Annotated in this window: 13 protein-coding genes; 5 read left to right on the top strand and 8 right to left on the bottom strand. The window is 47.9% G+C overall.

Annotated features, from left to right (window positions below; all coding sequences use genetic code 11):
- The first annotated feature begins 212 nt into the window (after positions 1-212).
- Positions 213-3,497, top strand: coding sequence for a S41 family peptidase (locus tag Q4Q46_RS01250; protein WP_311905031.1), 3,285 nt, complete (start codon positions 213-215; stop codon positions 3,495-3,497).
- Between the two features lie 106 nt (positions 3,498-3,603).
- Here Q4Q46_RS01250 and Q4Q46_RS01245 read toward each other — a convergent pair whose 3' ends face one another.
- A complete protein-coding gene (locus Q4Q46_RS01245; protein WP_311905030.1) occupies positions 3,604-4,032 on the bottom strand; it encodes a flagellar biosynthesis anti-sigma factor FlgM in 429 nt (142 codons plus the stop codon).
- On the opposite strand from Q4Q46_RS01245, the gene Q4Q46_RS01240 reads away from it, so the two are divergent.
- Positions 4,027-4,266, top strand: coding sequence for a hypothetical protein (locus tag Q4Q46_RS01240; RefSeq protein ID WP_311905029.1), 240 nt, complete (start codon positions 4,027-4,029; stop codon positions 4,264-4,266). The genes Q4Q46_RS01245 and Q4Q46_RS01240 overlap by 6 nt on opposite strands.
- On the opposite strand, the gene Q4Q46_RS01235 is transcribed toward Q4Q46_RS01240, so the two are convergent.
- The 4 genes from Q4Q46_RS01235 to Q4Q46_RS01220 form a co-directional block, all read right to left on the bottom strand.
- Complete coding sequence (locus Q4Q46_RS01235; RefSeq protein WP_311905028.1) at positions 4,263-4,700, bottom strand: OsmC family protein; 438 nt, start codon at positions 4,698-4,700, stop codon at positions 4,263-4,265. The two genes, Q4Q46_RS01240 and Q4Q46_RS01235, sit on opposite strands and share 4 nt — an antisense overlap.
- A gap of 108 nt (positions 4,701-4,808) precedes the next feature.
- Positions 4,809-5,159, bottom strand: a complete 351-nt coding sequence (locus Q4Q46_RS01230; protein ID WP_006080813.1) for a DUF3325 domain-containing protein — start codon at positions 5,157-5,159, stop codon at positions 4,809-4,811.
- Positions 5,156-6,853, bottom strand: coding sequence for a PepSY-associated TM helix domain-containing protein (locus tag Q4Q46_RS01225; RefSeq protein WP_311905027.1), 1,698 nt, complete (start codon positions 6,851-6,853; stop codon positions 5,156-5,158). The genes Q4Q46_RS01230 and Q4Q46_RS01225 overlap by 4 nt, the downstream gene beginning before the upstream one ends.
- A gap of 1 nt (position 6,854) precedes the next feature.
- Positions 6,855-7,238, bottom strand: a complete 384-nt coding sequence (locus tag Q4Q46_RS01220; protein ID WP_012088623.1) for a DUF3649 domain-containing protein — start codon at positions 7,236-7,238, stop codon at positions 6,855-6,857.
- A 432-nt stretch (positions 7,239-7,670) separates the two neighbouring features.
- Between Q4Q46_RS01220 and Q4Q46_RS01215 the strand changes: the two genes are divergently transcribed.
- On the top strand, positions 7,671-9,239 hold the full coding sequence (locus Q4Q46_RS01215) for a methyl-accepting chemotaxis protein (RefSeq protein WP_259558697.1): 1,569 nt from the start codon (positions 7,671-7,673) through the stop codon (positions 9,237-9,239).
- Between the two features lie 247 nt (positions 9,240-9,486).
- Positions 9,487-9,843: a ribosome hibernation-promoting factor, HPF/YfiA family gene (gene hpf / locus Q4Q46_RS01210; protein ID WP_006085098.1), complete on the top strand. Its 357-nt coding sequence runs from the start codon at positions 9,487-9,489 to the stop codon at positions 9,841-9,843.
- Between the two features lie 92 nt (positions 9,844-9,935).
- Here the strand turns inward: hpf and Q4Q46_RS01205 are convergent, their stop codons facing one another.
- From Q4Q46_RS01205 to Q4Q46_RS01195, 3 genes are all read right to left on the bottom strand, one after another.
- Positions 9,936-10,460: a DUF6622 family protein gene (locus tag Q4Q46_RS01205; protein WP_311905026.1), complete on the bottom strand. Its 525-nt coding sequence runs from the start codon at positions 10,458-10,460 to the stop codon at positions 9,936-9,938.
- Positions 10,461-10,554: 94 nt separating this feature from the next.
- Entirely contained in the window at positions 10,555-11,205 is a 651-nt protein-coding gene (locus Q4Q46_RS01200) for a response regulator transcription factor (RefSeq protein WP_259482010.1), read from the bottom strand.
- Between the two features lie 29 nt (positions 11,206-11,234).
- Entirely contained in the window at positions 11,235-12,398 is a 1,164-nt protein-coding gene (locus Q4Q46_RS01195; RefSeq protein ID WP_311905025.1) for a sensor histidine kinase, read from the bottom strand.
- A 183-nt stretch (positions 12,399-12,581) separates the two neighbouring features.
- Between Q4Q46_RS01195 and Q4Q46_RS01190 the strand changes: the two genes are divergently transcribed.
- On the top strand, positions 12,582-13,076 hold the full coding sequence (locus Q4Q46_RS01190; protein ID WP_311905024.1) for a DUF2141 domain-containing protein: 495 nt from the start codon (positions 12,582-12,584) through the stop codon (positions 13,074-13,076).
- Positions 13,077-13,083: the final 7 nt, after the last annotated feature.

Here is a 13,083-nt window from a genome sequence, read left to right as displayed (position 1 = left end):
AAGATGTGACACATTTGCTAAAACTTCTCTGGCTCGAAGTTACTGAACTCTCTATTAAATTCTGCTAGTTTGGTGAGCTAAATTGTCATGCTTTGGGTTTGATTGCGTTTTTTACAAAAGCCCATGGCAAGAATGTCTTCGCTCACTCTGCTAGCAAAATCTCGTCGTTAAAGAGTCCATTGCTAAAAATAACAATAGGATAGAGGTCATACATGAAACTTCGCCATTCTGTCGCCTGCTGTATGCTTGCCCTAGGTACATTCACTGCGGCCCAAGCCATTGCTGCCAATGCGGTGAGTAATCAAGGCTATTACCGCGCGCCAGCCCTGCACGATCAAACCTTAGTCTTTACCGCTGAAGGGGATTTATGGACTCAGACCTTAGGTCAAAAAGCGGCGACTCGCTTAACGAGTTTACCCGCAGAGGAGCTAGGTGCGACCATTTCAGCCGATGGTAAGTGGGTTGCTTACGTGGCCAATTATGAAGGCGCGAGCGAAGTGTATGTGATCCCGGTTGCGGGTGGTGTGGCCAAACGGGTGAGTTTCGAGAATAGCCGTGTGCGTGTTCAGGGTTGGACCGCCAAAGGCGAGATTTTATATTCTACCGACAGTGGTTTTGGTCCTGCGAATAATTGGATGCTGCGCAGCGTCGATCCTAAAACCCTCACGACTACAGATTTACCCTTAGCCGATGCGGTCGAAGGTGTGATTGATGATCGCAACGAATATGTGTATTTCACCCGCTTTGGTCTACAAGTCACTGGGGATAACGCCAAAGTGTACCGTGGCGGCGCAAAGGGCGAATTATGGCGCTTTAAACTTGGTAGCAAAACCGAAGCCCGGTTGCTCAGCGGCCAGCACGACGGCTCAGTGCGTCAACCTATGCTATGGCAAGACAGGCTGTATTTTATTAGCGACAGTGATGGTAACGACAACCTCTGGTCGATGGCGCTCGATGGTTCAGACGCAAAACAGTTGACCCAATTTAAAGATTGGCAAGTCCGCGGCGCGCGGATGGATCAAGGCAAAGTGGTCTTCCAGTTAGGTGCGGATATCCATGTATTTGATGTTGCGGCCGCGAAAGACGCATTACTCGATATCGAACTCACGTCCGATTTTGCCCAGCGCCGTGAGCACTGGGTGAAAGATCCTATGGATTATGCATCCTCTACCGATTTAGCCCTTGCTGGCGATAAAGTGGTGATCACCGCCCGCAGCCATGTAGCAATTGCGGGTGTTGATGGCTCACGCTTAATCCAAGTTGCGCTGCCAGGGACTTATCGCGTGAGAGAAGCGATATTGAGCCAAGATGGCAAGTCGGTTTATGCGATTAGCGACATGACGGGTCAGCAGGAAATTTGGCAATTCCCTGCCGATGGCAGCAGTGGCGCTAAGCAGCTGACAAAAGACGGTCATACCTTAAGAATGAGCCTGAATCTGTCCAATGACGGTCGATTTATCGCCCACGACGATAATGATGGTAATGTTTGGCTGCTCGACTTAAAGAAAAATACCAATCAGAAAATCATCACTAACGGTGAGGGACTTGGGCCTTACGCCGATATCCGCTGGTCCGGAGACAGCCGTTTTATTGCATTAACTAAGTCGGAAATCGGTAAACAAAGACCGCAAATCGTCCTTTACTCTGTGGATGAAAATAAGGCCGAGACGCTCACCAGCGATAAGTACGAATCCTATTCGCCAACCTTTAGCAGTGACGGCCTGTGGTTATATTTCCTGTCAAATCGCCAATTCAGCGCCACGCCAAGTTCACCTTGGGGCGATAGAAACATGGGCCCAGTGTTTGATAAACGCAGCCAAATTTTTGCCATCGCCTTAGTTAACAATGCCAAATTCCCCTTTAGTAAACCCAATGAACTCAGCGTTAACCAAGCTGACAAAACGGATGCCAAGGATAAACCGAATCCGGTGAAAATCGATTGGTCTGGTATTTCGCAGCGCCTATGGCAAGTGCCTATCGATTCAGGCAATTACAGTGAACTGCGCGCCGTCGATGGTAGGCTTTATGTGCTCGACCAAGCGATGGGTGATGACGCAGAACCGAGTCTGATGACCATCAAGTTTGATCCATTAAGCCCTAAAGCCGAGGTTTTTGCCGAGGATATTGGTCATTATGCGGTTTCTGCCGATGGCAAAAAGCTGATGCTGCGTAAGTTCAGCAATGACAAGGCGCTGATGATTGTTGACGGTGGCGATAAGCTAGGCGATACGGATAATGCCAAAGTGCAAACGGATCAATGGCAATTAGCGATTTCTCCCCAGCTTGAATGGCAACAAATGTTTGAAGATGCTTGGTTGATGCACAGAGAATCTTTCTTCGATAAGAAGATGCGCGGCCTCGATTGGCAAGCGACCAAAGCTAAGTATCAACCTTTGCTTGACCGCCTGACTGACCGTAACGAACTGAACGATATCTTCATGCAAATGATGGGCGAATTGGATTCTTTGCACTCACAGGTTCGCGGCGGTGATTTACCCAAAGATCCCGATGCGGCTAAAGCAGCTAGCCTAGGTGCGCGTCTACAGCAAACCGCCGATGGCGTTAAAATTGCGCATATTTACAGTAACGATCCTGAGTTGCCAGCTAACGCTTCACCGTTAAATCGTATCGAAGTCGATGCCAAAGAAGGCGATGTGCTGCTGGCCATCAATGGCACGCCAGTGGCGAACGTGGCTGATGTCACGCGGCTGTTGCGCAATCAACAGGACAAGCAAGTATTACTGCAACTTAAGCGTGGCAGCCAAACCCATAAAACCATCGTTATGCCCGTCAGCGCTATGGTGGACGGCCAATTACGTTATTTAGATTGGGTGAGCCATAACGCGACTGTGGTCGAGGATGCGAGTAAGGGCAAGATTGGTTATTTGCACTTATATGCCATGGGCGGCGGCGATATTGAAAGTTTCGCCCGTGAGTTTTATACCAATTACGATAAAGACGGTTTGATTATCGACGTTCGCCGTAATCGCGGCGGCAATATCGACAGTTGGATTATCGAGAAGTTATTGCGCCGCGCTTGGGCTTTCTGGCAACCGACCCACGGCACGGCAAACACCAATATGCAGCAAACCTTCCGTGGCCATTTAGTGGTGTTAACCGATGAACTAACCTATTCCGACGGTGAAACCTTCTCAGCGGGAATTAAAGCGCTGGGTATTGCGCCGCTAATTGGTAAACAAACGGCAGGCGCGGGCGTGTGGTTATCTGGGCGAAATTCGCTGACCGATAAAGGTATGGCGCGAGTGGCCGAGTATCCACAGTATGCAATGGATGGTCGCTGGGTGCTGGAAGGACATGGCGTAACGCCGGATATTGAAGTCGATAACTTACCTTTCGCCACCTTTAACGGTAAAGATGCACAGCTTGAGACTGCGATAAGCTATTTGAAAGATGAGTTGGTTAAGCAGCCCGTTCCAGCCTTAAAAGCGCAACCTCTGCCTGCAAAAGGAATGGCACAGGATATAAAAGCTAAGTAATTGATATTTAAATTCAGTATTTAACTAAAATTTAAGGTATCTCAGTTAGCATAGTCGCGTACAAAGTTAGGGTGTTGTCTCTTAGTTCCCGAGACAACACCCATTTTTATACCCATTCATTAATATTCTTACTCGTTTCTGCGTAGATCTGCATAGTGTTCACTTGCTGTTGTTGGGCAAGGTGATTAACTGTCATCGCTCTTGCGTCTTCGTTATGGCTTAGGTAATAGGCCGTTGGCGCCGAAATCCCTTGGCTTGTTCCTGTTGCTATATTGGTCATATCGGCGATCACTTGGTATTTCATCTTTGCGTGTTTCAATTCGACTAAGGTTTCTATGTTATCCCTCAGTGCTGGCATTTCAGCTGTTTTTTGCGCATTCGCCGCCAATTGTTTTGCATCGCGAGAAAGCGTTATTGTATCCGTTGAGACTGGTGTGCTGGTTTGAGTGGCATTGTTAACCTGTGCAAATTCAGCGTTGGAGACATTTTTTTGTGGGCTGACAGACGGGGAATATCGCAGTGGTTGAATGTGCATCGTTTAACTCCAACAGTTGGCACTAAGTTATACCAATCGTACGGTTTAAAAGCTGGACATGAGCTGAATCATGGAAAAGGTTTCGGGGATGCGGATGGTAAGACTCTGTGTGGGGGCGGCGACGGTGATTCGGTGATGGCAATGAGTCAGACTGGTAATGATCTGCGGTGCGGCAATAAAAAAGCCCGCTTAGGGAAACCATTAGCGGGCCGTAGATATCAGCACAAATCTTAAAACTTGATGTGAATATCTGTCGCTAAACTATTGGCGATAAAGCAATTTGCATGTGCTTTTTCGTGAATTTTCTCAAGGGTTTCTTGGCTGACTTCAACCCCTTCGGCAAACATGACCTTAGGATTCAGCACCATCTTAGTCACGGCCAACTTGCCCGCGTCGTTTTTACCCAGCTCTGCAGTGGCATTGTCCACATAGGACGTGACAGGTAAGCGCTTAAGATGTGCAATCGCGAGAAAGGTCAACATATGACATGAGGATAACGCCGCCAGCAGGCTTTCCTCAGGGTTTACATTCTGCCCATTGCCATTGTATTCCGGTGCCGACGAGGCTTGAATCGTCTGACCGCTGCCAAAGGTAATGCTGTGGTCTCGACAAAATTCGCCTTCTTCGGCGGGCGAAGTTTGCCAGTTAACCGTTAAGTTAAAGCCCATTATTTTCTCCTATCTGAAGGACATCAGGGCACTATAGCCTAGCGGTGCGCACTTAGCCATGACCTGTGGCTCACTGCAGCAGGAAGTTATAGCTTAGTGCAACGAAAGTTATAGCCCAGCACTCAGTAATAGACTGCTTGTGAGTACGCTACCAGCCACGATACCAATCGGTAAATGGCGTGGACTGTAGCTTAACGTCAGTATGACCAGCATGGCCGCGAGGGAAATGATCCCCATAAACAAAATGCTACCGTAGGCCCAGCCTTGATCGCTCGCGCAGGCACTTAAGCTAAATGCCAGTAATAACCAAGCAAACAAGGTTAGCAAATGGCTTTGCCATTGTGCTGGTGGACGGTTAAACACATCTTTAAAATGGCCAAACTTAGCTAAGGCGAACAGGGCCAGTGAGAGATAACTTAAGCCTAAGATCCCAAGTACAGGGATAAATTCTGGCATCATGATTTGGCTTCCTCCAATGAAGACGACGAGGTAAGTTCGTTGGCTAGGGATGTTTGTGGCTCGCTGCGGCGTGCTTTATTCGCCTTGGAATTCGGCGCATTGAATGCGGGTCTTGTTGGGCGCTTGGCTGGGGCTTTAGCAATTAAAGTTAATCTTTTGCTGGCAAATAGCATAGCGCCGCCAAGTAGGATGGCGAGCACGTCAAACCCGACTAAAGGCCATTGATGGGATTGGATGTTATCGATGAGATTGCTCGGCGATGTGAAGGCATTAAGCACGGGCAGTGCACAGCACAAACTGCCTGTGAGTATCAATGCCGTTTGCCACTGACGACGTGAACGGCCAAAGAAAGCCCAGACTCCCATTGCCGCTAACGCGATAAAGAAGCTGTGAACTTCCCATTCGGAGCGGCCTGCAAAACTTGTCGATAGCAGACGATTTGCGTAAAAGAAGCTCACAGCGCCTAAGGGTAATCCTAAGATAAACATGAAGTTTAACCCTTCGACGAGACGTAATCCTAAGCTTGGTTTCTCGCCTTTATCTATGGCTTTCTGTTGTTTTTGACGTAGGCGAATGGCCCACATCAAGGTGCCTGTTGCGACCATAGCGCAACCCAATAAGCCGCAGAAAAAGAACAATATGCGTAATAGCGGTGCGGCAAAACGCGCCGTGTGTAGCGACATCATAGTGTCGTAGGTGGCTGATGCCCCCGAGGCTTCATGCGGGCTGGCATACTTAAGCTCACCATTTACGCCGTTAAATATCAAGATGTTGGCCTCATCGGTCACATCTTTGCCTGTATTTTGGTAAAAGGTCACTTGGCTATTTTGATCGTTAGGGTATGACACTATCACTTGCTTAATTGGCGCATCACCCCAAGCGGCTTGCACCTGTGGCAGTAATTGACTCAGCTGCACCTGTGGCGCGCTAATCCCCGTGGCTTTCTCGGTTTGTCTGGCGGGGTTTAGCTCTTTTAAAAAGGCTTGGTTGTCACCCGAATAGGCGGTATCCACCGTCCACGGAATATAGATCAACATCAGGGTGATAAGCCCGGTATAAGTGATCATCAGATGGTAGGGCAGGGCGATGACAGAGCTCACATTGTGCGCATCTAACCAAGAGCGGGCGCCCTTGTCGCGTCTAAAGCTGAACATATCCTTGAAGATTCGCTTGTGGATCACTATGCCGCTGATAAGGGCAATTAGCATAAACATAGTGCAAACACCGACGATATATCGGGCCGTAATCGCGGACATATAATGCAAGTCAAAGTGCAGACGATAGAAGAAATCGCCGCCGCGACTCTCGCGCACTTCTGAGATCATGCCGCTGCCATCGGCGAAGGCGACATGTTCTTCAGTTTTGCCGCGACGTTGACCTTTTTCTGGCGGTAGTTGCCAGCTAACACTTTGAAAGGGTTTACGTTCGGTCGGAAAACCTATCATCCAGCGCTGCGCCGATTCGGGCGAATGCGCTGCGATATAATCTTGGCCTTTATCCAGCTGGTTTGCGAGCGTATCGGCTTGATAGTTTTGATAAACACCTTGGTGTAATTCGGGTTCGTTCCAAAGGCTGATCTCATGGCGGAAATAGCTCAAGCTACCCGCAAAAAAGATCAATAATAACACCCAGCATACGAGCAAACCTGCCCAAGTATGTAGCCAAGATAAGGTTCTAAAAAATGTCTCTTTCATCTTACTGTCCACACACCTGAAGCAAACCAAAACATAACAAACTCACTAGGCCTAAATCTCGCCATGCATGCCATGTTTTACGTACACAAAAGGCGTAAATAATGGCGATGGCATAAAACAGAAAAGCCAACATATTGGCCGTTATTGTGCTTTCGAAGCGGGGCATTGGTAGCACGACTGTCAGCAGGCAAGCTAAGGTGGCCGCCGCAATATAACCCGCCAGCAGTGCGGCGCTCGCGCGGGCAAAGACTTTGAAGGCAAACAGCGATTGCTCTTGCTTAAACCATCGCGCAATTTGCACAATCCCCCGTGAAATCAGTGAGAAAGAGCGCGTTTGCACTGCAGATGATTGCGTTGACGTTTCAAACGCGGGTGTATTAGACATAAGTGCCACTTCTCATTTCGAGCCAATATGGGTCCGTTATGGCTATCCGTTACGGTTAATTCTGCAACGTGTGCTTGAGCTTTCTGGTGGTTTAACGGCAGAAGACTCGGCTTAACGGTGAATGCATTTCAATTAACAGGGGATAGCTAACCGCGAGAAGTATAACTTAGTTAATTTAAATGATAAACGATATCATTTAGATTCGAATGTAAATATGTGATCTTGGGCTGATCCGCTTTAATCGATATAGAAGTAACGAGTGCTTCGTCACAGTTGTTTGTTTTAATTTATTATTGTGTGTCTAGTGGTTACTGCTTGTTTAGCATTAGGTTAATTTTTATGCTGCCAATGTGAGCTTTATCAATTTTGATGTACTGAGGTTTTGGCAGAATGCTCGTTATCTTTTTTACCGAGACCTAGCCTGATAACCCTATGCATAAAAATTCTAAGAATGGTGAAACACACCTGTCAGATAATGCGATTCTACTATCCACAACGGATTTGAAGGGAAACATCAAATATGTGAATCAGACTTTTTCGCAGATCAGCGAGTTTAGCGCCGCTGAGTTGCAAGGGAATCCCCATAACATAGTGCGTCATCAAGATATGCCAGCGGCTGCGTTTAAGATCCTTTGGGAGCGAATTAAGCAGGGTAAACCTTGGATGGGTATCGTTAAAAATCGCACTAAAAATGGCGGTTATTACTGGGTAAATGCCTATGTTGCCCCTGTGTATGAAGACGGTAAAATTCACGAATATCAATCTGTTCGCCGCCAAGCCACTCCAGAGCAGATCAAAGCTGCCGAAAGTATTTACAGCGATATTAATCAGGGTAAGCAACCTAAGGTACTGCGCAAAGACAGGTTAGGTTTCAGTGGCAAGATACTGTTTGCTATGCTGATGTCGATTATGACTACGGCAATGATTGCCAGTTATTCTCCCATTGTTGCCGCGATTGCGGGGATGACGGTAGCGTGCCTAGCATGGTATTACCTGATGCAGCCGCTGCAAAAGCTCGTGTCTATGGCGACCAACATTATTGACGATCCTGTGGCGACTGGCGTGTATACCGGCCGCCAAGATGAGATTGGAAAATTGGATCTCGCCCTGCGCTTTTTGATCACCGAAATCGGTGGCGTTGTTGGCCGTATGGCGGATTCGGCCAGTGAAATCCAATCTCAGAGTGTCAGCCTTAAACAAACCATTACCAACACTTGGGAACATGCCGATAGTCAGAGCGAACAAACGACGCAGGCTGCAACGGCGATGGAGCAGATGAGCGCCAGTTTTGCCGAAGTGACGGGCAACATTCATCGCACGGCCTCTGAAATGGTGTCGAGCCATGAGGCGGCGCAACGCGGGCATTCACGTTTAGAAACAGTGATAGAGGCGATACATCAGTTGAGTGTGCAAGTGAGCCACTTTTCCGATGTAGTTCAAACGATTGAAGAAGATAGCCGTGCGATTCATCAAGTGCTTGAAGTGATACGTGCCATCGCTGACCAAACCAACTTGTTAGCTTTAAATGCGGCAATCGAAGCGGCGCGGGCAGGGGATAGTGGTCGCGGTTTTGCAGTGGTGGCCGATGAGGTCAGACAATTATCGAGTCGTACTAGCCAATCCACCTCGCAAATCGAGTTAATCGTTAGCCGCTTTAGGGAAAGTACCCAAAGGGCGACTTCGACTATGGTGGCGGGACAAGAGCAGGTTAAACGTTCGGTAGGCTTAGCGCAGGAAGCCAGTGTCGCTTTTGGCGAGCTGCTTTCATCTATAACAAGGATTAACTCCTTAAGTGATGATAATGCCGCGGCGATGACCCAGCAGACTTCTGTGGCCGCTGAAATTAGCCGTGCTATCCATGTGATCAGCGATTTGGCTCAACAGAGTTTAGAGCAGACGCTCGATGCGGCGGCGCGTGGCGATCAAGTGTCGCGTTTATCGACCAAGACGCATCATCTGTCCCAGCAGTTTTGGCAGCAGAGCGTGCAACGTAAATATTAAACGTATTTACCTTATGTCGTATTGGATTTGTGATTGATTTATTATTAATGCCTGTTTATAAATCAATCACTTAATCGCATTTTTCTGGCGATTTTATTTTCAACTTCTTGATGGCGGTCACATTTAGGAGATGCTAATACCTGAGTTGATCGAAATATTTGCCAATTCCCCTTGTGTTTTATCCTGCATGCCCCAAGCTCTATTAGTGAAGCGAAAATAAAAGTAATGACATTAAAAGGGACAACCTATGAAAATAAATATTTCTGGTCACCACGTCGATGTTACTGATTCTATTAGAGAACATGTTAACGAAAAGTTTGCAAAAATCGCCACCCATTTCCCCTCTCTGATCGCGCTGGACATCATTATTGCGAAAGAGCATGGCGAGTATCAGGTTGAACTTCGTACCAATTATGAAGGCAGCCGCATTTCCGCTTCGGGTACCGATGAGGTTATGTACCCAGCTATCAAGGCCGCATCGAAAAAATTAGATGCTGCACTTAAGCACCGTAAAGGTCAGCTAAAAGCAGATTTACATGAAACCCCGAGCTGCACAACGCCAGCCATTGCCCATGAAATTATCCAAGAGATGGAGCTTCGTTAGGTTTTTAGCCATTACTCATCGTCTTAGATGAGCACAAAAAGGGCCTTAACTGGCCCTTTTTGTTGGCTGAAATTTGAGTAAGTGTTAGCGCACTAGTGTGCCGAATAGCCGTTAATCTGAGCGTGATGCGCGCCAGTGAGTATGCGAACAGCCCTTAGGATAAAGATGCCACTGAGCAGGCCATAGGTAGCGCTAGTGATGGCGATGAAAAGGTGGTTTTCTAAGATATTTGCCTGTGTCGCGAGTGTGTAAGCCACGGCATATTTAATGATAAAAATCCCTAAAATCAGCATTAGCGGCAGCCAACTGCCTTTGATATTGTACAGACCCGCATGGTAACTGACAGGCGTTTTAGGCAGCAGTGACCAAGCTAACCCCACCGTCAGTAGTAAACTGACTCCCCATAGCACAAGCGCTAATGGGCTGTGTAGACTCGAATTGAGTGATATCACAGACCACATCGACATCACCGCTGGCATCACTAATACGCGGCCTAAGCTGAGTTGACGATCCTTTGTCTGGAGCAGCCCTAAATAAATTAGTCCTGCGAGTAAAACAAAGACCCAAGTTGGCGTGTGGCTGATTATCGTGCCGATGGCATTAATTAGATTTTGCATCAGTGTTCCTTTCCTATGAATTCATGCAGTTTGGGTAAGATTTATTACGGCCGTTGAGCATGGCTTTGCTGTCGTCACTCTGAATGCTAATGGGTTAAATTAACGCCAGTTGTAAGCCCTTGAGTACAGCTTGGGTGCGGTCTCGGCAATCGAGTTTAGTGAGTATGTTAGAGACATGATTCTTTACTGTGCCCTCCGCTAAAAATACCGCATTGGCGATTTCTTTGTTGGAGAAGCCGCCCGCCATAAAACTGAGGATTTCCCGCTCCCGTTCCGACAATAATTCATTTCTAGTTACCCCAACGCTAGGTGCAGGTTTAGGCTCACTCATCTGTTTGAGTACCGAAGGCTCTATCAAGTAGCCGCCTTTGGCGACGGTTTCGATGGCGTGCAGTAACTTATCGAGTGACACGTCCTTGAGTAAAAAGCCGTTGGCTCCCGCCTGCAAACTATTGAGGAATAACTCACTGTCGTCGAAGGTGGTTAACATGATGACAGGTAAGCGATTGGCACTCTGACGTATCTGTTTGAGCATGGCGATGCCATCAAGATTTGGCATGCGAATATCACTGAGCAGCACATCGACAGGATTATTGGCGAGTTGGCTGAGTGCATCTTGGCCGTCTTCGGCCTGCCACACCACGCGAATGTTGTCGGAAATGGCGAGCAGGCTAGCGATGCCTTGGCGAACCAATTGTTGATCTTCTACTAAGCCGACACTGATGATGTTGTTTTGCGTATCCATAGCGATTCCAAAGAGTTTTCAATAAAAAGTTAAGCGAGTGCTGGGAGGGTGAGGGTGAGTTGGCAGCCGGGCGCCGAGTCATTCGCCCTTAGCTGTACCTTGCCATTAAAGGGCTGCAGTCTTTCCTGCATGCCGCTAAGCCCTGTGCCATAAAGTCCTGTACCGCTTTTAGCTGATGCGTTTCGCGCGGCTACCCGTGTTAGCCCCACGCCGTTGTCGCTCAGTTGCAATACCAGTGCGCTTTGGGAGTCTTCCATGCTCAGTTGCAGTTGATTCGCCTTGCCGTGGCGCACGGCGTTGCTGATGCCTTCTTGCAGGACTAACAGCAGGGCTTGAGTCAGTTCGGCCGATTGCAGTGGTTTCATCGTCTTGCAGGTGAGAGTGACGCTGGGTAAGCGGGTCATCAGCGCCTCTAAAGGTGGGACTAAATCCAATCCCACTTGCACTCTTTGCGCCCTGACGACGGCGCGAATACTTTCAAGTAGCTCTTTGGCTAAGGATTTACTTTGGTTAACTTGAGGTTTGAGTTCTTCGGGCGCTTTATGGCTCAGTACTTCTAATTGCAGAGAGAGTGCTGTGAGCTGGTGGCCGAGAATGTCGTGCAAATCGCGGGAGATCCTTAATCTTTCCTGCTGTTCGCTGGCTTGGCTCAGTAGGGCGCGAGTGGCGATGAGCTGTTGGTTTAGTTGTTCTTGTATCAAGCGAGATTTACGCTCGGAAAGCCTTGCTTGGCTGCTGCTGTAGGCAAAGAGTTGAAAGCCAAGATAAATCAAAATATTGAACACATTGCTTTGTTCATGCCAATGCCATTGCAGCAGCGCGTAATAAAGAAGGTTGGCTAACAGTAACTGCGAAATAGCTTGGCGGCGATTAAAAAACTCAGGCAAGAGTGATGCCCAAATAACGAAGAGGATCGGCAGCAATGCATGGTTTACTGTGAGCAATAAGCTCAACACAATCAACGGCATTGCTAGTGTGGCAAGGCGACGAAACCGCATATTGTTATGCGCCACTTTATCGGTAGCGATCAGTATAAATGGCACTAAATACAGCCCATAAAGCGTGGCATTGAGCATGCCTTGCCATGTATGCAATGCGGCTTGGTTTATCCCAACCCAAGCCACTAATGCCCAAGTGAGCACTCCAGCGGCAATCAACATGTTTTCTTCTTTCGCTAATCGATTTTCTAGCACGAATGACGATTCCTAAATCCAATTCTGCCGACCATTCTAAGGTATCAGCGTCAGATGTCACTATGCCAAAAGTCATCTTGTTAAATTCTTGTTTCATGACTTTTGGCACCTGTTTTTAGTCCTGTGATTTTTTAAGCTAACTCCATTGCAGTTACTTATCAGCGCAAATAACAGGAGTAAGACATGAAACACGTGAACTTAACGATGACAACAACTCAGATTCGCCGAGCCAATATGACCAAAAGGACGTTATCAGCGATTTGGGGCGCAGGCTTAGCTTGCTTGCTCTTGTCGGCTGGAAGTATGTCCGCAGAGATCCAGACACATACCCTGACTGTGGATATCGATAATATTCAAGTACAAACCGGCGCCTTAATGGTTGAGCTTTATGCCAATGCCGAGGATTACGCCGCAGGCCACAATCCCAGCGCATCTATGATAACGCCCGTCACTAAGACAGAGCATAGGCTGGTATTTAGCGATCTAGCCGATGGTCAATATGCGGTCAAGGTCTTTCACGATGAAAACGGTAATCACAGCTTAGATACCAATATGTTAGGTGTGCCGAGTGAAGGCTATGGTTTTAGCAATAACGCCGGCAGTTTTGGGCCTGCGGGCTTTAAAGACGCCAGCTTTAGTTTGCAGGCCGATGCGCAAATCACTATACATATTCGCTAAGGGAGGG

Source organism: Shewanella vaxholmensis (genome assembly GCF_031932135.1).
GTDB classification, from domain to species: Bacteria; Pseudomonadota; Gammaproteobacteria; order Enterobacterales; family Shewanellaceae; genus Shewanella; species Shewanella hafniensis.
Note: the sequence above shows the minus strand (reverse complement) of the source record. Positions and strands in the feature narration are given on the sequence as shown.

Coding starts and splice junctions, on each gene's coding strand:
- Q4Q46_RS01250 (WP_311905031.1), top strand. CDS start 213: ATGAAACTTCGCCATTCTGTCGCCTGCTGTATGCTTGCCCTAGGTACA.
- Q4Q46_RS01245 (WP_311905030.1), bottom strand. CDS start 4,032: ATGCACATTCAACCACTGCGATATTCCCCGTCTGTCAGCCCACAAAAA.
- Q4Q46_RS01235 (WP_311905028.1), bottom strand. CDS start 4,700: ATGGGCTTTAACTTAACGGTTAACTGGCAAACTTCGCCCGCCGAAGAA.
- Q4Q46_RS01230 (WP_006080813.1), bottom strand. CDS start 5,159: ATGATGCCAGAATTTATCCCTGTACTTGGGATCTTAGGCTTAAGTTAT.
- Q4Q46_RS01225 (WP_311905027.1), bottom strand. CDS start 6,853: ATGAAAGAGACATTTTTTAGAACCTTATCTTGGCTACATACTTGGGCA.
- Q4Q46_RS01220 (WP_012088623.1), bottom strand. CDS start 7,238: ATGTCTAATACACCCGCGTTTGAAACGTCAACGCAATCATCTGCAGTG.
- Q4Q46_RS01215 (WP_259558697.1), top strand. CDS start 7,671: ATGCATAAAAATTCTAAGAATGGTGAAACACACCTGTCAGATAATGCG.
- hpf (WP_006085098.1), top strand. CDS start 9,487: ATGAAAATAAATATTTCTGGTCACCACGTCGATGTTACTGATTCTATT.
- Q4Q46_RS01205 (WP_311905026.1), bottom strand. CDS start 10,460: ATGCAAAATCTAATTAATGCCATCGGCACGATAATCAGCCACACGCCA.
- Q4Q46_RS01200 (WP_259482010.1), bottom strand. CDS start 11,205: ATGGATACGCAAAACAACATCATCAGTGTCGGCTTAGTAGAAGATCAA.
- Q4Q46_RS01190 (WP_311905024.1), top strand. CDS start 12,582: ATGAAACACGTGAACTTAACGATGACAACAACTCAGATTCGCCGAGCC.